This window comes from Novosphingobium sp. (assembly GCF_020852455.1).
Classification (GTDB): domain Bacteria; phylum Pseudomonadota; class Alphaproteobacteria; order Sphingomonadales; family Sphingomonadaceae; genus Novosphingobium.
On record NZ_JADZAT010000028.1, the window covers coordinates 39,415 to 58,633 of the forward strand.

General features: G+C 65.3%; 13 protein-coding genes. 3 read left to right on the forward strand and 10 right to left on the reverse strand.

The genetic code is table 11. The annotated features are described in order from the left end of the window. Positions 1-63 precede the first annotated feature (63 nt). On the forward strand, positions 64-540 hold the full coding sequence (locus IT549_RS12090; RefSeq protein ID WP_292973504.1) for an Lrp/AsnC family transcriptional regulator: 477 nt from the start codon (positions 64-66) through the stop codon (positions 538-540). Here the strand turns inward: IT549_RS12090 and IT549_RS12095 are convergent. The 6 genes from IT549_RS12095 to IT549_RS12120 all read right to left on the reverse strand — a co-directional run bounded on the left by IT549_RS12095 (position 523) and on the right by IT549_RS12120 (position 11,333). After that, positions 523-1,446, reverse strand: a complete 924-nt coding sequence (locus tag IT549_RS12095; RefSeq protein WP_292973506.1) for an alpha/beta hydrolase-fold protein — start codon at positions 1,444-1,446, stop codon at positions 523-525. The two genes, IT549_RS12090 and IT549_RS12095, sit on opposite strands and share 18 nt — an antisense overlap. After that, on the reverse strand, positions 1,443-3,491 hold the full coding sequence (locus IT549_RS12100; RefSeq protein WP_292973508.1) for a glycoside hydrolase family 97 protein: 2,049 nt from the start codon (positions 3,489-3,491) through the stop codon (positions 1,443-1,445). The genes IT549_RS12095 and IT549_RS12100 overlap by 4 nt, the downstream gene beginning before the upstream one ends. After that, a complete protein-coding gene (locus tag IT549_RS12105) occupies positions 3,492-5,129 on the reverse strand; it encodes an alpha-amylase family glycosyl hydrolase (RefSeq protein ID WP_292973510.1) in 1,638 nt (545 codons plus the stop codon). 16 nt (positions 5,130-5,145) lie between these two features. Further along, the gene (locus IT549_RS12110; RefSeq protein WP_292974061.1) at positions 5,146-6,963 is read right to left on the reverse strand and encodes an alpha-amylase family glycosyl hydrolase; all 1,818 of its coding nucleotides are present in this window, start codon (positions 6,961-6,963) and stop codon (positions 5,146-5,148) included. A gap of 5 nt (positions 6,964-6,968) precedes the next feature. Then, positions 6,969-8,483, reverse strand: coding sequence for a tryptophan halogenase family protein (locus IT549_RS12115; protein WP_292973512.1), 1,515 nt, complete (start codon positions 8,481-8,483; stop codon positions 6,969-6,971). A 99-nt stretch (positions 8,484-8,582) separates the two neighbouring features. Beyond that, positions 8,583-11,333 (reverse strand): TonB-dependent receptor, encoded by a 2,751-nt coding sequence (locus tag IT549_RS12120; RefSeq protein WP_292973514.1) that lies wholly within the window; start codon positions 11,331-11,333, stop codon positions 8,583-8,585. A gap of 239 nt (positions 11,334-11,572) precedes the next feature. On the opposite strand from IT549_RS12120, the gene IT549_RS12125 reads away from it, so the two are divergent. Together IT549_RS12125 and IT549_RS12130 are read left to right on the forward strand one after the other, a co-directional pair. Next, the gene (locus IT549_RS12125; protein ID WP_292973516.1) at positions 11,573-12,607 is read left to right on the forward strand and encodes a LacI family DNA-binding transcriptional regulator; all 1,035 of its coding nucleotides are present in this window, start codon (positions 11,573-11,575) and stop codon (positions 12,605-12,607) included. A gap of 131 nt (positions 12,608-12,738) precedes the next feature. After that, positions 12,739-14,223 carry an MFS transporter gene (locus IT549_RS12130; RefSeq protein WP_292973518.1) on the forward strand — a complete coding sequence of 495 codons (1,485 nt, stop codon included), beginning with the start codon at positions 12,739-12,741 and terminating at the stop codon, positions 14,221-14,223. On the opposite strand, the gene IT549_RS12135 is transcribed toward IT549_RS12130, so the two are convergent. From IT549_RS12135 to IT549_RS12150, 4 genes are all read right to left on the reverse strand, one after another. Next, the gene (locus IT549_RS12135; protein ID WP_292973520.1) at positions 14,220-16,163 is read right to left on the reverse strand and encodes a TonB-dependent receptor; all 1,944 of its coding nucleotides are present in this window, start codon (positions 16,161-16,163) and stop codon (positions 14,220-14,222) included. The genes IT549_RS12130 and IT549_RS12135 overlap by 4 nt on opposite strands. 171 nt (positions 16,164-16,334) lie before the next feature. Beyond that, positions 16,335-16,901: a VOC family protein gene (locus tag IT549_RS12140; RefSeq protein ID WP_292973522.1), complete on the reverse strand. Its 567-nt coding sequence runs from the start codon at positions 16,899-16,901 to the stop codon at positions 16,335-16,337. Then, positions 16,898-17,998, reverse strand: a complete 1,101-nt coding sequence (gene hppD, locus IT549_RS12145) for a 4-hydroxyphenylpyruvate dioxygenase (RefSeq protein ID WP_292973524.1) — start codon at positions 17,996-17,998, stop codon at positions 16,898-16,900. Before hppD ends, IT549_RS12140 begins: the two co-directional genes overlap by 4 nt. Before the next feature lie 64 nt (positions 17,999-18,062). Then, positions 18,063-19,217, reverse strand: a complete 1,155-nt coding sequence (locus tag IT549_RS12150; protein WP_292973526.1) for a glycosyltransferase — start codon at positions 19,215-19,217, stop codon at positions 18,063-18,065. Positions 19,218-19,219: the final 2 nt, after the last annotated feature.

Below are 19,219 nucleotides of genomic sequence, written 5' to 3' on the forward strand. Positions count from 1 at the left end.
TTGGGCGAAATCATCACCTTTGTTATGGTCAAATCGCTCTATCTGCGATATTTTATCCCATATATGACCGATATTACGCAACTTGATTCGATCGACTGGGCGATCCTGGGCGTGCTGCAACACGATGCCTCGCTGCCTGTACACGAGGTGGGGGAACGGGTCGGCCTGTCAAGCAACGCCTGCTGGCGGCGGATCAGGCGGCTGGAGGACAGCGGGGTGATCGCCCGGCGGGTGGCGCTGCTCGATCCCGAAAAGCTGGGGCTGGCCACCACCGTTTTCGTGGCGATCCGCACCCAGCGCCACGACCCGGCCTGGCTGGAGGCGTTCAGCACGGGGATCGCGGCGATCGAGGAAGTCAGCGAATGCCACCGGATGGCCGGTGATGTCGATTACCTGCTCAAGCTGGTGGTGCGCGATATCGCGCACTACGACCGGATCTATCGCCGGCTGATTGCCGCAGTGCCGGACCTGGCCGATGTCAGTTCCAGCTTCTCGATGGAAAAGATGAAGGCGACCACCGCCCTACCGCGACCGGCGTAGCAGCCAGCCGAAAATTTCGGGCAGGCGCGCGGCCCAGGCGTTTTCCTCATGCTCGGCGCCGGGATAGACCTTGCTCTGCCAGTCACGCCCGCGCCGCCAGCCCATGGCCGCGATCCGCGCATCGACCGCCTGCTGATAGGGCGCATAGTGCGCATCGAGCGTGGCGGTACCGTGATCGAGCCACAGCCGCCGCCCGTCGGGCCGGCCCAGTCGCGCCGCGAACCAGCCATCCCACATCGCCGCAAGCGCGGGATTGGTCACCCCGACCTCACCCGGAATCGCAGCCGGCCAGTGTGAGCTGATACAGGCCGCGCGGCCATAGGTGGCAGGATAGCGCAGGAAGGCATAGCAGCTCACCAGCCCGCCCATGCTCGATCCGGCAATCGCGGTGTGGTCGCGGTCGCTCAGCGTGCGAAACCGGCCATCAACCCAGCGCTTGAGCGGGCCCGCCAGCCAGGCCAGGTAGGCTTCGGACATGACCGGCCCGGCGGCCAGCTTGTCCATCTGCACCAGCAGGTCACCGCTGGAAGTCCGGTAGATGTCCTGCGGCAGGTACTGGCGATAGCGATCCGCCCCCGGCGCCCAGATCCCGACCACGATGTGCGGGTCCACCCGGCCGCTGCGCATGGCCGCCAGCATCGCCTTGTCGACCGCCCAAATCTTGTTGAAATTGCTGTACTTCAGCTCGAACAGGTTATGCCCGTCGTGCATGTAGACCACGCCGTAGCGCCGCTTCGACCGGTCATAGCCGGGCGGCAACCAGACGGTCAGCCGCTGTTCGGGCAGACCCGCCGCGCTGACATGTTCGAATTGCAGCAATTGCCCCTGATCTTCGGCCCGCGCCGCGCCGGGCAGAGCCAGCCAGCAGGCCAGCAGCAGCCACAGCCCGGCCAGCCGCGCGATCACTTGCCCGCGGCCAGCCGCATCGCCGCACCGCCGCCGGGAGCAAGCCACAGCTCCAGTGTGTCGCCCTTGCGGACCTTGCGGGTTTCATAGGCGATCGCGTGGCGGGTCTCGGTCTGGTAGGTCGCGCCCGGAGCATCCTTGTAGATGGTTGCGGTATAGGTCTTGCCGGGTTCGAGGAAATCGAAGCTGATCGTGACGCTATGCTCCTCAGCGCCCCCGACCCCGCCCACATACCAGTCCGCGCTGTTGCGGTCCTTGCGGGCAAAGATCGCATATTCCCCCACTTCCCCGGCAACCAGATGGCTTTCGGCCCAATCGGTCGGCACCTGGCTGATGAAAGCCAGTTCCCTGGGATGGGCCTCAAGGCTCTCGGGGAAATCGGCCGCCATCTGGATCGGCGAATAGATCGCCAGATAGAGCCCGAGCTGCTTGGCCAGTGTTGACGACATCGGCACACCGTTGCTGCCTTGAAGGCTTAGCACGCCGGGTGTGAAGTCCATCGGCCCCGCCAGCATCCGGGTATAGACCAGCGCCGCTTCGTGCCCGGGCGGATTGTTGAACGGCCCCCAGGCGTTGTATTCCATCCCCCGCGCACCTTCGCGGGCAACCCAGTTGGGATAGGTCCGGCGAAGGCCGGTATCCTTGACCGGCTCGTGCGGATTGACCGCAACCCTGTATTTCGCCGCGGTCTGGACGACCTTCAGGTGGTGCTGCACCTGGCGCTGGCCATCGTGCCATTCCATCCGCACTTCGCCGGGCTTGTCGCCGGGCGCAATGATCCCGCCGGCATCGGCGACATAGCCGGTCTTGACCACATCGACACCCAGCTGGCCATAAAGCTTCATCGCGTCTTCAAGCTGGGCTTCATAGACCGCGATGTTGCCGCCGGTTTCGTGATGCCCGATCAGCCGCACGCCCTGCTTGCGGGCATAGTCGGTCACGGCCTTGAGATCGAAATCCGCAGTGCTTTGGGTAAAGCTGTAGTCGAACCCGGTGCCGAACCAGTCACCATCCCAGCCCTTGTTCCAGCCTTCAACCAGCACGCCGCGGAACTTGTGCTTCTTGGCGAAGTCGATCATCTGCTTGGTCCGCTGGGTGGTTGCGCCGTGCTGCGCCCCGGTGGCCCATGACCATTTTCCGCTGATCATCCCCCACCAGATGCCAACATAGCGGCCGGGCTGCACCCACGACACATCGCCCAGCTTGTTGGGTTCATTGAGGTTCAGTTCCAGATCGTTCTCGACCAGGCCGCTGGCGTTGTCAGCGATGCGGATTGTCCGCCACGGAGTGGCAAACGGCAGGTCGCGCACCACCTTGGCCCCGCGCGAGGAAGGAGAAAGTGTGGTGCGGAAGGTCTGCCCATCGGCCCGCTTGAGCCAGTAGGCCGAATAGTCAACCAGCGCCGCCTCGTGGAAGGCGAGGTGCGTGCCATCGTCGAGCCGCATCGTTGCCGGGGTATGTGCGGTCGAAATCGCGTCGATCGGGGTCTTTTGATAGATTTGCTCGTACCGGTTGAATTCACCGCCGGGGATCCACCAGGCGGTGCCCTTGGGCACCAGGCGGAATTCGGTCAGTTCCTCGGCGATGTTCATGGTCTTGAGGCCGGGCTGCTCGGGCAGCTCATAGCGCAGCCCCAGCCCGTTATCGAACACCCGCACTCGAATGTTGAGCAGCCGCGCGCCGCGATGCTCGGCCTGGCGGAAGCGCACCACCGCTTCATTGTAGTGGCTGCGCACGAAGCGGCGCTCACCCCAGGGCTGCTCCCAGGTCTCGTCGCCGGTCGCAGTTTCACTGCCGGTCACCGCGAAACCGCGATCGAGCGGCAATCCGTCGGTCAGCAGAAAGCCCAGCCGCGATGGCGCGATCAGCAGCTTGCCCTTGCGGCTGACCGTCCAGGTCGGATGGCCTTCATTGCCGGCCCCGATGCTGACCACCAGGCTGCCATCGGGCGAGCTGACCGTTACCGCCTTGGCAGGCTCCTGTGCCTGGGCCGGCACGGCAAGACTTGCGGCCGACAGCGCGGCGATCAGGGGCAGCAGGCGCATTCAGTTCGTCTCCTCGATCAGCAGCGTGCCAAATGGCGGCAGGTCCTGGCCGGCTGCGGCCCCATTGAGTGCAATCAGTTCGCGGCCCTGCGCGGCCAGCCCGGCGGGCCAGGCACAGGCAGCCGTGCCCAGGTTGAACAGGCCCAGCACCGCCTGCCCATTGTCCTGACGGCGGACCACCAGCAGCGCCGGATCGGCGTGGATCACTTCGAACCCGCCCAGCTTCAGCGCCGGACTGGACCGGCGCAGCGCCAGCAGGTCACGCGTCAGGTTAAGCAGCGAAGCGGGATCGGCTGCCTGCCGATCGACCGCGCGGGCCAGGTTCTCTTCGCCCAGCGGCAGCCACGGCTGGCCCTGGCTGAAGCCGCCCTGCTCGTCCTGCGCCACCCACGGCATCGGGGTGCGCGCACCATCGCGCGACAGGGTCTGCGGCCAGTTGGCGATCGCTTCGGGATCCTGCAGCTGGTCATAGGGGATATCGACCTGGACCAGCCCCAGCTCCTCCCCCTGATAGATGATCGGATTGCCGCGCAGCGTGCAGAGCAGCGCGATCTTGGTACGGGCAAAGGCGTCGCGATCCCCCGGTGCGCACCAGCGCGACAGGGCGCGCGGGGCATCGTGGTTCTCGAACGCCCAGCTGGGCCAGCCCATCCCGTCGCTCTCTGGCCAGTTCGCCTGAGCCACAGCAACCAGCGCCGGGGTCAGCCGGTCGGCATAGAGGAAATCGAAGCCATAGGCGCTGTTGAGCCGCGCATCGCCCGCCGTGAATGCGTGCATTTCGCCCAGCGCCTGACGCCCGCCGACCTCGGCCATGGTGAAGACCGCGCCATAGCGGTCGCACAGCGCGCGGATCCGCTCGATAAAGACGGGAATTCCGGGCTGCGACTGGTTGTGCAGATGCAGCTGATAATCGAACGGACGGCTGCGCGCGCGGCCATCGTCGGGCGCGGGCGGATTGTCGGTCAGCGCCGGGTCGTGCATCGCGAAATTGAGCGCATCGAGACGGAAGCCATCGACCCCGCGATCGAGCCAGAACCGTGCCGCCGCCAGCAGCGCGTCCTGCACCTCTGTCCGGTGGCAGTTGAGCTGCGGCTGGGCGCTGAGGAAGTTGTGCAGGTAATATTGCCCGCGCCGCGCATCCCAGGTCCAGGCCGGGCCGCCGAACACCGATTGCCAGTTGCTGGGCGGCGAACCATCGGCCTTGGGATCGGCCCAGACGTACCAGTCGGCCTTCGGGTTGGTGCGATCCTGCCGGCTTTCGGCGAACCAGGCATGCGCATCGGAGGTATGCGCATAGACCTGATCGATCAGTACTTTCAGCCCCAGTTCGTGCGCCCGGGCAACCAGCGCATCAAAATGATCGAGCGTGCCGAAGATCGGATCGACCCCGCAATAGTCGGCCACGTCATAGCCGAAGTCCTTCATCGGCGAGGTGAAGAACGGCGAGATCCAGATCGCATCGGCCCCCAGCGCGGCGATGTGATCGAGCCGCGCGGTCACCCCCGGCAGATCGCCAATGCCATCGCCGTTCGAATCGCAGAAGCTGCGCGGATAGACCTGATAGATCGACGCGCCGCGCCACCACGGCGCGTCCTGCGCGGAATTCTGTTCGGCCTCGATGCGGGTAAGTCGGTTCATGGAACGGGGTCGGATTTCACGGTTTGGCGGCGCAGACGGCAAAGCCGAGCGGCGCGAGGGTTACGGTAAGACTGCCGGGGGCATCCGCCTTGAGCGAACACTGCCCGGCCAGCGGGGTGAATTCGAGACTGCGCGCGGCAACCGTGACGCGCGCGGTCTGCGCCGAATTGGCGGTGTTGAAGGCCAGCACCACTTCCCGCCAGGTGACCGGATCAAAGCGCGAGACCACGAACAGCCCGGGCTTGTCCGAAGACCGCCGTACAAGGGTGCGGCCCGAGGTCAGCGCCGGGGTTTCGCGCCGCACCGCCGCCAGTTCGGCGATCAGGCGATAGAGCGGGTGCTGCGGATTGTAATTGTCCTGCGCGGTGGTGGCGGCCGAGCCCAGTAGCGGCTGGTCATTGTACTGCGGCACCTTGCTGGCGAACAGCGACTGGCGGGCCAGCTGATCGCCGCCGTGGCCAATCATCCCCTGTTCCTCGCCGTAATAGATCACCGGCACCCCGCGCAGGGTCAGCAGCATGGCATGGCCCAGCATGTCGCGCGCCAGCAGTTCCTCGGCATCGGCCTTGGGATTGAGCTGCTTGAGGAACATCGCGAAGCGGCCGGCATCGTGGTTGCCCAGGAAGGTTGGCTGGATCAGCGCACCCCTGGCTCCGCCTTCATAGAGCACGTCGTCATCGACCCAGCGCGCCAGCAGGTCGCTGCCCCGCGCGCCGCTGGCGGCCTGGACCGCAGCCACGGCAAAGCCGAAATCGAGGTTCGATGGCAGACCGGCCTTGCGGGTCCAGCCGGCCAGCAGTGCCGGATCGAAGTCGCTGGTCGCGATCTCGCCAAAGATGTGGAAGTTGGGAATGCCCCGCGCCCGGGCGCGTTCGAGCATGGCCGGCACGAAGGCCTGCCAGAATTCCGGGTTCACATGCTTGGCAGTGTCGATCCGGAAGCCGTCGATCCCGAACCGGTCGATCCAGCTGCCGTAGATCTCGATGAACCCGGCCAGCACCCGGGGGTTTTCGGTCGCGATATCGTCCAGCCCCATGAAATCGCCATAGCCCGAGCTTTCGCCCACCCAATCGGTGTTGCCGCGGTTGTGGTAGAACAGCGGATCGTTGAGCCAGGCCGGCACCTTGGCCGCCTCCTCGCCCTTGGGAACATAGGGGCTATAGGCAAATGCGGGATCGACCATTCGGGCCCAGTTGGCGGGCGCGGGATCGCTGTCATCGCCAAAGCCGGGATTGATCGCCGGGCCGGTTACCCCGCCCTTGCGGCTGAACGGATAGTCGGCCTTTGATCGATAAGGATAGCCGTCCTTGGCCACTTCGCGGTACTGGATCACATCGGCTGTGTGGTTCACCACGATGTCCATGTAGACCTTCATCCCCCGCGCATGGGCAGCATCGACGAAGGCCTTGAATTCCGCGTTTGAACCGAAATGCGGATCGACCCGGGTGAAGTCGGTGATCCAGTAGCCGTGATAGCCCGCGCTTTCATCGCCCGGCGGGCCCTGCACCGGCTTGTTCCTGAACACCGGCGCGAACCAGACCGCGGTGGCGCCCAGCCCCTGGATGTAATCGAGCCGGGCAGTCAGCCCTTTCAGGTCGCCGCCGTGGTAGAAACCCTTGGCTGACGGATCGAACCCGGTCTTGAGCCGATCCCCCTTCAGCCCGCCGCGATCGTTGCGGGGATCGCCGTTGGCGAAGCGATCGGGCAGGACGAAATAGACCACCTCTTCCTGCGGCGCGCGGGCGCGGTAATCGGCCGGGGTGTCCGCCGGAGCCGGCGGCGTTCCGCCCAGCAGGGCCAGTGCCGCCAGCGCGGTCAGGTGCCGTATTCCCATGCGCATCAGGCCGCTCCCACCACCTTGCACCCCAGCTGCGCCAGATAGGCGGCGTGATCTGGCAGACGGCTGATCGCGCCGCCCATGATGATCTTGAGGTTGTCGAGAAATTCGTTGAGCTCGCCCTCGGGCAGGGCATCGGCCATGTGATCGTAGCGCTGCGGCCAGATGTTCTGCCCGATCATCACCTGCATCCAGCCGACCTCGTGGAACAGTTCGTTCTGTTCGCGGAAGATCCGGCCCGACTGGCGGAACAGCTCGATCCGGCGGGTCAGGCTGTCGGGCACCGCCATCGCCGCACAGTGGCGCCACATCGGCGCATCATCGCGCTGGTTGGCGTGATAGTGCAGGACGATGAAATCGCGGATCCCTTCGAATTCATCGATCATCTGGCGGTTGTATTCAGCGGCAAAGGCCGGGGCAAACCCCTGGTCCGGGAACAGCGTCGCCAGCTTGACCACGGCCTGCTGGATCAGGTGGATGCTGGTGCTTTCCAGCGGCTCGAGGAACCCGCTCGACAGGCCGATCGCGATGACGTTGCGATCCCAGAACTTCTCGCGCCGGCCGGTGCGGAACCGGATCACGCGGGGATCGTTGACCCTGGGCCCTTCCAGCCCGTCGAGCAGGATCTGCGTCGCCTCGTCCTCGCTCATCCAGGCGCTGGAAAAGACGTGGCCGTTGCCGGTGCGGTGCTGCAGCGGGATCCGCCACTGCCAGCCGGCCGAATGCGCGGACGACTGGGTATAGGGCCGCGGCGGGGCGACATTTTCGCTCTGCACCGCGATCGCCCGGTCGCAGGGCAGCCACTGGCCCCAGTCGATGAACCCGACCTTCAGCGCATCGCCGATCAGCAGCGCGCGCATCCCGGTGCAATCGATGAAGCAATCGGCCTCGATCGCCTCGCCGCCCTCCATTTCAACCGCTTCGACAAAGCCGTCGCTGCCGCGCAGCCGCACTCCGGCCACCTTGCCTTCGCGGCGGACCACGCCGCCGCGCTCCGCCAGGTCGCGCAGGAACCGGGCATAGAGCCCGGCATCGAAGTGATAGGCATAGTTCAGCCCGGCCAGCGGCGTGCCCTGGATTGCCGGCAGCTTGCCGAACTTGCCGGCCTGGGCCGCGCGCTCGTTCAGCGAATAGTCCCACAGCCTATCGGTCCGCCCGGCCGCGCGGGCGCGCAGGAAATAGTGCACGAACGGCGAGAGCGCATGGTGATGCCCGATCCCGCCAAAGGCGTGCATGTAGCTGTCACCCAGCCGGCCCCAGTCGTTGAACTGGATCCCCAGCTTGATCGTGCCCTGGGTGGCGCGCAGGAATTCCGCTTCATCGATCCGCAGCGCATCGTTGAAGGTCTGGATCGGCGGGATCGTTGCCTCACCCACCCCGATCGTGCCGATATCCTCGCTTTCAACCAGCGTGATCGCCAGGGTCTGGCCAAACATGCGCGAAAGGAGCGCGGCGGCCATCCAGCCCGCGGTGCCGCCGCCAACGATCAACAGCCTGCGAACACGATCCTGCGCCACCAAACGTCTCCCGATTGGTCAAGAACTTGACTGTCTTGAACTTGGCGGCGGAATGATGGCCGGGTCAACTGCTGCTGACCCGGCCACACCCGGCATTGATCAGAACTTGTAAGTCACGCCCGCCAGGAAGTTCCGGCCATAGGTGTGCCAGTGGCGGAACTGGGTCGGGTCGTTGTTGTAGTACTGGATGAAGGGTTCGTCGGTCAGGTTGGTACCCTGCAGGTACACGGTCAGGCCCTTGATCCCCATCTTGCCCAGATCATACGACAGCTGCGCATCGAACAGCGTTTCGCCCTTGGCCTGGGTCAGCTGGCGCGACAGCCCGATCGCGAACGATTCGGCCAGGAACGACGAGCGGTGACGCACGCTGATGCGGGCCCCGAAGCCGCCGCCTTCATAATAGAAGGTGCCGTTGAGGACATTGCGCGACAGGCCCGGCAGCTGCTCGACCGGCGATGCCGCGGTGCGGCGCACTTCGCTGCGGGTCAGCGAGGCGCTGCCGATCAGGCCGAAGCCGCTGAGTGCATCGCTGAGCGTGCTGAGCGGGAACGAGGCCGACAGTTCAAGCCCGTAGATCTTGCCGCCCTTGCCGTTGTCCGGCGCGGTGATGAAGCCCTGCTGCAGCGTCGGCTGGAGCGGACCCGGCGCGGTAACCCCGGTGAAATCGACCAGCACCTGCGAATCATAAACGTAGTTTTCAAGGTGCTTGTAGAACGGCGCGATCGCGATGTAGCCGCCCTTGCCGAAGTAGTGTTCGACCGACAGGTCGAACTGCCAGGCGCGCCACGGCCGCAGCATCGGGTTGCCGCCGTTGCCGCCCCACGGCGAATTGAAGATATCGGTGTTCAGCGCCTTGGCCGGATCGAACGAGAAGGTCCGGCTGGAATTCATCTGCTCCATCCGCGCCCGGGCCAGCACCCGCGCCGCGCCGAAGCGGATCTTGGTGTTGTCGCTGACGTTCAGGATCAGGTTGGCGCTGGGCAGCACATCCCAGTACTTCGCGCCCTGATTGACGTTCTGCAGCGTGATCACGCCGCCGGTGTTGTTGCCGACAATGCCCTGCGAGCTCTGATCGGTGTGGACCGCCTGCACGCCGATGTTGCCGGTCAGCGTCATGCCGCCCATCGGCACGTTGAGATCGGCCATCGCGTAGAGGTTAAGGACGTTTTCCTTGACCTCCCAGGTGTTGGTCCCGGCAGTCAGCGCATTTTCGGGCGAGAAGTAATAGGCCCCCGAAGCGACCAGCGCGCGGGCATCATAGCTGATCGTCGGCCCCATCCCCAGGAAGTCCAGGTTGGCGGGGGTAACCAGCAGGTTGGTCGGGATCGGCAGCAGCGCCGGATAGGCGTTGAGCGTCAGGAACTGGCCTTGGCGGGTGTGCGACTTGCTGCGCAGCGAATACTTGGCGCCCATGTGGATGGCGCTGATCGAGCCTTCCATTTCGCGCTTCGCGGCCAGCTTGAACGCGGTCAGGTGGTCGTTCGAAGTCTCTTCGTTGACGAAGCCGTCCTGGCTGGCGCACTGCCAGCCCTGCGCCGCGGTGCACAGCGGACCGCCCCAGCCCAGGTTGTCACCCAGCCGCCAGATGCTCGAATCCGCATAGTTGAGGCCCGAAGCCACCGTCAGCCCGTTCGATCCGCCCAGCGTGTAGGTGATCGTGTCGGTCAGCCCGGTCGAACCGCGCCCGGTCGAGGTGTAGGTTTCATAGGCCGAGTACGTGCGATCGGCGCTCGAATGGCTGCCGTCGAATTCCAACGTCCAGCCGCTGCCAAGGTCGTGGCGGCTGTTAAGCCCGAACGCCAGATTGTCCGAATTGCGATCCGAAAAGTCGTTGCGCGACATGGTGCGGATGCCGGTCCAGCGCCCTTCGGTCACCACGCCGCCGGGGCTGGTGCTGAGCACCGTGCGGGTTGCCGCAGTGTAGCCGGCGATTTCCTGGCCGCGCAGGGTCTGTTCGTCGTTGAACTTCGAATAGAACGCGTCGAGCGTCAGGTTCCAGCTGTCGGTCGGCTTGAATTCAAGCGTGCCCATGAAGCCGTCGCGGGTCAGCTCGTTCGACTTCACGTAGGGCTTGATCCCGTCGATGAACATCTGCGGTGCGGCCGGCGTGCCCAGGTTCGAATAGCCCCAGGTGTGGATGTACTGTTCCTGGATCGGCTGGACCATGCGGGCATAGCCCAGCGCCCAGCCCACCGTACCATCGGCGTTCTGGTCGATGTAGGTGATGTTGGCGCGATAGCCCTTGTCGTTGGTGTCGGGGTTGAGCTTGCCCTTGTCGTTGATTTCGCCGCGCAGGCCCACCACCAGAATCCGGCTCTTCTGCGAGAGCGGACGAACGGTCTTGAGATCGACGGTGCCGCCGATCGCCTGGGCGGTCAGCGAGGCATCGGGGGTCTTGTAGACCACCGCGCCGCTGAGCAGTTCCGAGGGGAACTGGTCGAATTCAACCGCGCGGTTGTTGTCCGACGAAACCATTTCGCGGCCATTGAGCGTGGTGGTGGTGAAATCGGGCGAAAGGCCGCGCACCGAAAGCTTGCTCGAACGACCGTCGAACCGCTGGGTCGCCAGGCCCGGCAGACGCGACAGCGCTTCACCGATCGACGAATCCGGCAGCTTGCCGATATCTTCGGCCGAGATCACTTCGACGATCGAGGTCGAACTGCGCTTCTGCTCAGCGGCATTGACGATCGACTGGCGGAAGCCGGTCACGGTAATGTCGGCAGCCTGCTCTTCCTCGGCAGCGGCCGGGGCGTCCTGCGCCATGGCGGCCGAAGGCAGCGCCACGGCGGAAACGGCAATCGCCAGCGCCGAAACGCCAAACCCGCCGGAAATCTTGGTACGAAGTGCCACGTCTTGTCCCCTCCCTATGGTCCCGGCAGACCCCAGATTTCTTGTCTTGCCGGGCAAATTCCCAACTGCAACGCGCGGCATCATCCCTTGCCGCATCTGCATTGCTGTCCGGAATAGGGCCTGGGGCCACCTTGAAGGAATAAGGCATACGTATACCCAATTTATGCGTAAGCCGAAGTGTGGCCGCCTTGCCACGGCTCCTTGCCAGGCCTAGGCTGCCCTTGAATGGGAGGGAGGCGATGGGCCGCAAGCGCTCCACCAAGCCGACCAGTTTCGATATCGCCTTTCGCGCCGGGGTTTCGCAGCCCACGGTCAGCCGCGCGCTGCGCGGATCGAAATCGGTCAGCGAGGCCACCCGCCAGCGGATCGAGGCGATCGCGCGCGAGCTCAACTATTCGGTCGACAAGAACGCCTCGTCGCTGCGCTCGCAGCGGTCCAACACCATCGCGCTGCTGTTCTTCGAGGACCCGACGCCCGACGGTGCCAACATCAACCCGTTCTTCCTCGCCATGCTGGGATCGATCACCCGGGCCACCGCCAATCGCGGGCTGGACCTGCTGATCTCGTTCCAGAAGATGGAGGACGATTGGCACACCCGTTATCAGGACAGTCACCGCGCCGACGGGCTGATCCTGCTGGGGTATGGCGACTATACATTGTACGAAAGCCGCCTGCGGGAACTGGTCACCAGCGAGACCGAATTTGTCCGCTGGGGATCGGTTCGCGACGACAATATCGGCGCCACCGTGGGATCGGACAATTTCGGCGCGGGGCGGCTGGCGGGCGAGCACCTGTTGGCGCAGGGGCGGCGGCGGATCGCCTTTCTGGGCCAGGCCGACGAACACTATCCCGAATTCGCCGACCGCTATCGCGGGCTCTGCGTCGCGCTCAATGGGGCCGGGGTGGCAATCGACCCGGCCCTGCAGCGCAATGCGCTGAACAGCGAAGGCGATGGCCGCGCGGCGGTGCAGGCGCTGATCGCCGCTGGAGCCAGCTTTGACGCGGTCTTCGCCGCCAGCGACCTGATCGCGATCGGCGCCATGCAGGCCCTGGCCCAGACCGGCAAGCGCGTGCCCCAGGACGTGGCGGTGATCGGCTTTGACGATATCCCCGCCGCCAGCCTGACCAGCCCGCCGCTGACCACGATCTCGCAAGACCTCAAGGGCGGCGGCGAGCTGCTGGTCGAAACGCTGCTGGCGGGCATCGAAGACCGCCCGATGCCCAGCCGTGCAATCCCGGCGCGGCTGGTGGTGCGCGGGAGTACCGGGGGGTAGGAGCGGGCCGGTGATGCAAGCGGATCGCGGAGGCGATCGGCTATCCCAACCCAGCTACGTATTCGTATGCCTATTGCTCCTGCGGTCCCTGCGTGCGACCCAAAGTGCAGGGAATGGAGGGGACGCACCCGATGGAAAAACCGCGCCAGGGCTGGGCAGGCCTTGCCAATATCAGCTTCGGATTCTTCGGCATCCAGATCGGTTTCGCGTTGCAGAACGCGAACATGAGCCGGATCTTCCAGACGCTGGGGGCCAGCATGGACGATCTGCCCTGGCTGTGGGCAGCCGCGCCCCTGACCGGGCTGGTGGTTCAGCCGGTGATCGGGCACCTGAGTGACCGGACCTGGCTGGGCAAGCTTGGGCGGCGCAGGCCCTACTTCCTGGCCGGAGCTTTGCTGGCGGCGCTTTCGTTGCTGATCATGCCCTTGTCCGGCGCGCTGCTGATGGCGGCGCTGTTGCTGTGGCTGCTCGATGCCAGTCTCAACATCTCGATGGAACCGTTCCGGGCCTTTGTCGGCGATATGCTGCGCAAGGACCAGCATACTGCCGGCTATGCCGTGCAGACCGCTTTCATCGGCGCCGGCGCGGTGGCCGGTTCGCTGTTCCCCTACCTGCTCGAGCATTGGGGGGTGGCCAACGAGGCGGCGGCGGGGGTGATCCCCGATACGGTGCGCTATTCGTTCTGGGCGGGCGGCGCGGCACTGTTTGCAGCGGTGATGTGGACCGTGTTGAGCACCCGCGAATACAGCCCCGAGGAGATGACCGCGTTCGGCGAAGTCCAGCAGGACGGCGATAGCGGCGCGACCGCGCGGCTGGCCCAGCGTGACAGTGGCGCTTCGTTCTGGTGGATTGTCGGCGGCGCGGCGCTGGCGATTGCAACCGAGCGGTGGGCGCTTGAGAAGGAGATCTACCTCTTGGCCGCGCTGCTGATCGGCTATGGCCTGATCAGCCATGTGGCGATCCGCCTGGCCCGGGCCGGCCGGCCGGCCTCGATGCTGACCGGGATCGTCGGCGATTTTTCCGGCATGCCCGAGATCATGAAGCGGCTGGCGCTGGTCCAGTTCTTCAGCTGGTCGGCGCTGTTCATCATGTGGTTCAACACCACCCCGATCGTTGCCAAGAACTTTTTCGGCACGGTCGATCCGACCAGCGCCGCCTACCAGCAGGCCGGCAACTGGGTGGGGGTGCTGTTTTCGGTCTATAACGGGGTTGCCGCGATTGCCGCGCTGGCCTTGCTGCCGCGGCTTTCGGCGCGCTGGGGCAAGGTTCGCACCCATATGTTCGGGCTGCTGTGCGGCGCGGCGGGCTATGCCAGCTTCTTCGTGATCAGCGATCCGATGTGGCTGGTGCTGAGCGAGCTGGGCATCGGCATTGCCTGGGCTTCGATCCTGGCCATGCCCTATGCGATCCTGGCTTCAAGCCTGCCGCAGGCCAAGCTGGGCATCTACATGGGGCTGTTCAACGTCTTCGTGGTGCTGCCGCAGCTGCTGGTCGCCACCGTAATGGGGACGATCATGAAGGCCTTCTTCCCCGGCGATCCGATCTGGACCATGGCCTTTGCGGCCGGAACGCTGGTGCTGGCGGCCATGGCGATGCGCCGGGTCGAGGTAGCCTAGAAATCGGCCACCAATTGCAGGGTCAGTGCGCGCGGCGCGGCATAGGTGAACCCGCCCGAGCTTGAGACGTTCCAGCCATAGCTGTTGAACGCGTTCTGCAGGACCGGGCGAAACAGCCAGTCCGCTCCGGCCAGCCTGAAGCGATAACGCGCGCCCAGGTTGACCGTGGTGCGCGGCGGCGCGGTCAGCGTATTGGCGCTGTTGCCGATCCGGCTCGACAGGCTTTCAATCGCGACATCGAGCGAGAACGGCCCCTTGCCCTGCCCGCTGCGCCAATCGAGATTGAGCACCGAGCGGCGGCGGATCTGGCCGACCGGGCGCGGACCGATCAGGTGGCTGGTCACCGCCTCGCCCGAGATCTGCGGATCGAGCAGCATGGTCCCGCCGACCACGGTCAGCCCCGGCAGGATCTGGCCGGTCAGCGACAGTTCGATCCCGCGATTGCGCAGCGTGCCCAGCTGGCGATAGCGCAGCGCCGGATCGAGGTTGTAGTAAGGCTTGGTGATCGAAAACAGGCCCGCGATCAGCGTCAGGCGCGGGGTGACCCCGTACTTGAACCCGGCCTCGAGCTGGCGGGTGTGGATCGCGGCGGGGGCTTCGGCGCGGTTGACCGCCACTTCGGGCGCGGCCAGCGCTTCCTCCATCCCGTGCGAAATCCCGCCGTAAAGCGACAGCGTGGGCATGACGTTCACCGTGCCCGAAAAGTTCCACATGATCGGCCCGTCGCGCGAAACCGGATCGGGGGCGAGCGGATCGGCAAAGTCGATCGCCTTGCGATAGCTGGTCTTCGAAATGCTGGCATCGAAGCCATAGCGCCCGGTGCTGACCAGCGAATAGGACAGGCCGAAGGTCAGCTGGCGGACCTGGTCAAGGCTCTTGGGGCCCAGCGCCACCAGCGGTTCGCCCCGCACATCGCGCGCCAGGATCGTGCTGGGGCCAAGGTCGATCGACTGGCTGCCGCCAAAGCGCCGGTCGCGCGAACGCCCGCGCAGGCTGGCGATCAGGCGGTGGCTGGTCACCCCGTGCTGCCACTGCTTGACCAGCCGGAGTTCGCCCGAGAGCGAGGCATCGCGGTTGTCGCCATCGGCGATGATCCGGCGCGAGGCGACCGAGCCATCGGCTGCCACGCCAAAGAACAGGTCGGCATAGACGCTGTCCTGGGTGCGCCCGTTGTAGAACAGCCCGGCTTCCAGCCCCAGCGAACCAAGCGGCGCCTTGACCACCGTGCCATAGGCCCAGTTGACCGAATTGCGCTGGGTCCAGTCCTGGCTGAGATTGCGCCCGCGTTTGGTCTGCGGCGGCGGTTCGGTGCCGACCGGGTAGAAGGTCGGCCGCGCCGAATCCTTGAGGAAATAGAACGCGCCGCCGAACACCAGCACGCTCACCTGATCGCTGGGATGCCAGCCAAGCGTCGCGCCCACGGTGCGGAACCGCGCGGTGCCGCCTTCCCATTCGGTCGCGTTGCGGAACCCGAACCCGCCCGAGATCCCGAGCCGCTTGCCATCGAGCGGCTGCTTGAATTCGAACGAACCGCCGATCCCGTCGGAATTGCTGCCGCCGTCCTCCAGATTGAAGCTGTAGCTGGTCACCCCGCGCGGCTGGGTCAGCGAATAATCGACGAGGCCAGTTGGCGCCGGAAAGGGATAACGCAGCGCCGCCGGGCCAACCCGGATTGTGTTGCTGTCGGTCAGCCGCGAGGAGAGCCGGTCAACCTGATCAAAGTACAGCCCTTCCAGCCGCACATTGCCGGCATCGACCGGATTGAAGCCGCGCACATCGTCAACGGAATAGAGCCCCGACTTGTCCTGCCCGACAGTGCGGCCAAAGGCATCGCCCGACTGGGTCGCGACATTCTCGTTCGCGCGCTGCGCAAGGGCTGCCTGCGGCATTGCCGCCAGCACCACACCGACCAGAGCCCCCAGTTGCAAATCGAAACGCACACTGCGTCTTAAGCGCAACTGCCAAGGTTTTAAAGTGCCACGCGGCGGCGTCGGAATTTGGCGCAGGCCGGAGCGAGAATGGTGAGCTTCGAGAACCGGCGCACAGCGTACTTCAGTACGTGAGCACCGGAAGCGCAGAAGATTGCCGTTCGCAGCCCGGCATGGGGCAAATTACGATGTCGCCGCATCTCCGCGCTCGGCGGGGTCCTCATGCAGCCACGCCGCATGGCGCGGGGCGCGCTTGGTGGCGGCCCATTCGTTGAGCATCACCGGGGCCAGCGCGCGCAGTTCGGCGTACTGGTCGGCAGTGCCGATGTTGCAGGCCAGTTCCAGCCGGTGGCCATTGGGATCGAAGAAATAGATCGAGCGGAAGATCCCGTGATAGGTCGGCCCCAGCACCTCGATCCCCTGGGCTTCGATGTGCGCCTTGGCGGCCAGCAGCGCAGCTTCATCGGCCACTTCGAAGGCGAGGTGCTGGACCCAGGCCGGAGTGTTTTCATCGCGTCCCATTTCGGGCTGCTGCGGCAGTTCGAAGAAGGCCAGCACATTGCCGCCGCCCGCATCGAGGAAGATGTGCATGTAGGGATCGTCCTCGCCAGTCGAGGGCACCTTGTCCTCGGCGAAAGCGGTGGTGTAGTCCATGCCCAGCACGCGGGCGTACCATTCGACCGTCTCTTTCGCGTCCTTGCAGCGATAGGCGACGTGGTGGATGCGCTGAAGGGTGGGTGCCTGGGTCACTGTGCGGGCTCCTTCACGTCAAGCGCGCCGCGGCGCAGCTGATCGCGTTCCATGCTTTCGAATAGCGCGGTGAAATTGCCTTCGCCAAAGCCTTCATCCTTCTTGCGCTGGATGAATTCGAAGAACACCGGGCCGACCATCGTTTCGGAAAAGATCTGCAGCAGCAGCCGGGGATCGCCCTGCCGGGTCGAACCGTCGAGCAGAATCCCGCGCTGCTGCAATTCCTCCACCGGCTCGCCGTGGCCGGGCAGGCGTTCGGCCAGCATTTCGTAATAGGTCGCGGGCGGCGCGGTCATGAACGGGGTGCCCAGCGCCTTGAGCCGGTCCCAGCAGCCGATCAGGTCATCGCAGGCAAAGGCGATGTGCTGGATCCCCTCGCCATTATATTGGCGCAGGAATTCCTCGATCTGGCCGCCACCGGCCTTGCCCTCTTCATTGAGCGGAATGCGGATCTTGCCATCGGGCGCGGTCATCGCCCGGCTGGTGAGGCCGGTATATTCGCCCTTGATGTCGAAATAGCGGATCTCGCGGAAGCCGAAGACGCGTTCATAAAAGCCGCCCCAGTGGGCCATGCGCCCGCCATAGACGTTGTGGGTCAGGTGATCGATGGTGTGGAATCCGGCCCCGGCCGGATGGCGATCGACCCCGGGCAGATAGACGAAATCGATGTCGTAGATCGACAGGTCACCGTGCTCTTGCCCTTCGTAGCGATCGATCAGGTAGATGATCGATCCGCCGATCCCGCGGATCGCGGGCAGGCGCAGTTCCATCACCCCGGTGCGGCTTTCAACCGGTTCGGCCCCGCGTTCCAGCGCCAGTTCATAGGCCTTTTTCGCATCCTTGACCCGCCAGCCCATGCCGCAGCACGAAGCACCGTGTTCGGCAGCGAAATAGGCCGCGGCGCTGCGCGGTTCGTAGTTGGCGATCAGGTTGATCCCGCCCTGTCGCCACAGCTGCACATCCTTTGACCGGTGCTGGGCGATCAGCGTGAAGCCCATCGCCGCGAAGACCGGCTCGAGCACGCCCTTTTCCGGCGCGGAGAATTCGATGAATTCGAATCCGTCGAGGCCAAGGGGATTGTCAAACAGGTCGGTCATTTGGGGGCTCCGCAACACTATTGGTTGCAGATGTAACTAAATTAGCAGGGCCGCAAAGTCAAGGTCAGGCCGGTTGAAGCCGCCGTTCGACGATCCCGGCGTAATGGTTGAACAATTGCGCGAAGTGCTCGCGCATTGTCCTGACCGGGGCATCGGTGCGGCGCCATTGCAACGCCTCCATCTGCAGGATCGCTTCGGCCAGGCTGACCCGGTCAACCGCGGCATAGGTCACCCCGGCGCCATCGGCGGCATGATCGGCCGCACCGCCGCGATCGGGCACGATCACCGGCACCCCGCTGGCGCGGGCTTCGGCGGCGGAGAGGCAGAACGTCTCCGCCTCGCAGCCGTGGACCAGTGCATCGGCGCTGGCGACGATCGTGGCAAAGCGCGCGCGGTCACGCTCGGGCTTGAGCACCCGGATATGCGGATTGCCGGCGATCGCCTTGGTGATCGTGCGCAATTGCTTGCCCGCCCCCAGCAGCACCAGCCCCAGCGGCACGTGCTGGCTGGCGGCAACCACCGCGTCGATCACCAGCGGCCAGCGCTTTTCCGACGAAAGCCGCCCCACCCCGATCAGCAGGTGCGCGCTTTCAGGCAGTTCGCACAGGTCCAGCAGGCGGCGGCGCAGTTCGGGATCGCGGTTGGCCGGGCTGAACACCCCTTCCTCGATCCCCATCGGCTGCAAGGTGGTGTTGGCCACCCCGCCCGCAACCAGCCGGTCACGCAGTTCGCCGCTGGCGCAGACCACGGTGTCAAAATCCTCGCCCAGGCGGCGCAGATGTTCCCAGAAGGTGCCGAAGCCCTTGTCGATCGCCTCGCGGCTGAGCAGCGGTTCAAGGTAGCGATAGGCATAGGCCGAAAGCGGATCGGCGTGCATGAACAGGCTGCGCGGGGCCTTGCCGGTCCAGCGCGCAACCTGCGCCGGGCTGCGCCAGGGCGATGACACCTCGACAAAATCGGGCTCAAGCAGGTCAAGCGTGGCGTGCAGCGCCTGCTCGTCGTCGAAATACCAGTAGTTCCGGTCCAGCGGAAAGCGCGGGCTGGGCAAGGTGACGATCCGCGCGCCAGGGCCGCGCTCGATCACCTCGTGCTTGTCGCCCGGGGCCAGGATCACGATCTCATGACCCAGCTGGGGCCCCAGCCGCAGTTTCTGTTCGACGTAAGTCTTCACCCCGCCGCCATGCGGAGTGTAAAAGGCACAGACATCGACAATCCGCATGA

Bases quoted from the DNA above. Each gene is read 5' to 3' on its own strand.
- IT549_RS12110 (WP_292974061.1), bottom strand. From the start codon at position 6,963: ATGGGAATACGGCACCTGACCGCGCTGGCGGCACTGGCCCTGCTGGGC.
- IT549_RS12105 (WP_292973510.1), bottom strand. From the start codon at position 5,129: ATGAACCGACTTACCCGCATCGAGGCCGAACAGAATTCCGCGCAGGAC.
- IT549_RS12100 (WP_292973508.1), bottom strand. From the start codon at position 3,491: ATGCGCCTGCTGCCCCTGATCGCCGCGCTGTCGGCCGCAAGTCTTGCC.
- IT549_RS12125 (WP_292973516.1), top strand. From the start codon at position 11,573: ATGGGCCGCAAGCGCTCCACCAAGCCGACCAGTTTCGATATCGCCTTT.
- hppD (WP_292973524.1), bottom strand. From the start codon at position 17,998: ATGACCGACCTGTTTGACAATCCCCTTGGCCTCGACGGATTCGAATTC.
- IT549_RS12150 (WP_292973526.1), bottom strand. From the start codon at position 19,217: ATGCGGATTGTCGATGTCTGTGCCTTTTACACTCCGCATGGCGGCGGG.
- IT549_RS12130 (WP_292973518.1), top strand. From the start codon at position 12,739: ATGGAAAAACCGCGCCAGGGCTGGGCAGGCCTTGCCAATATCAGCTTC.
- IT549_RS12090 (WP_292973504.1), top strand. From the start codon at position 64: ATGACCGATATTACGCAACTTGATTCGATCGACTGGGCGATCCTGGGC.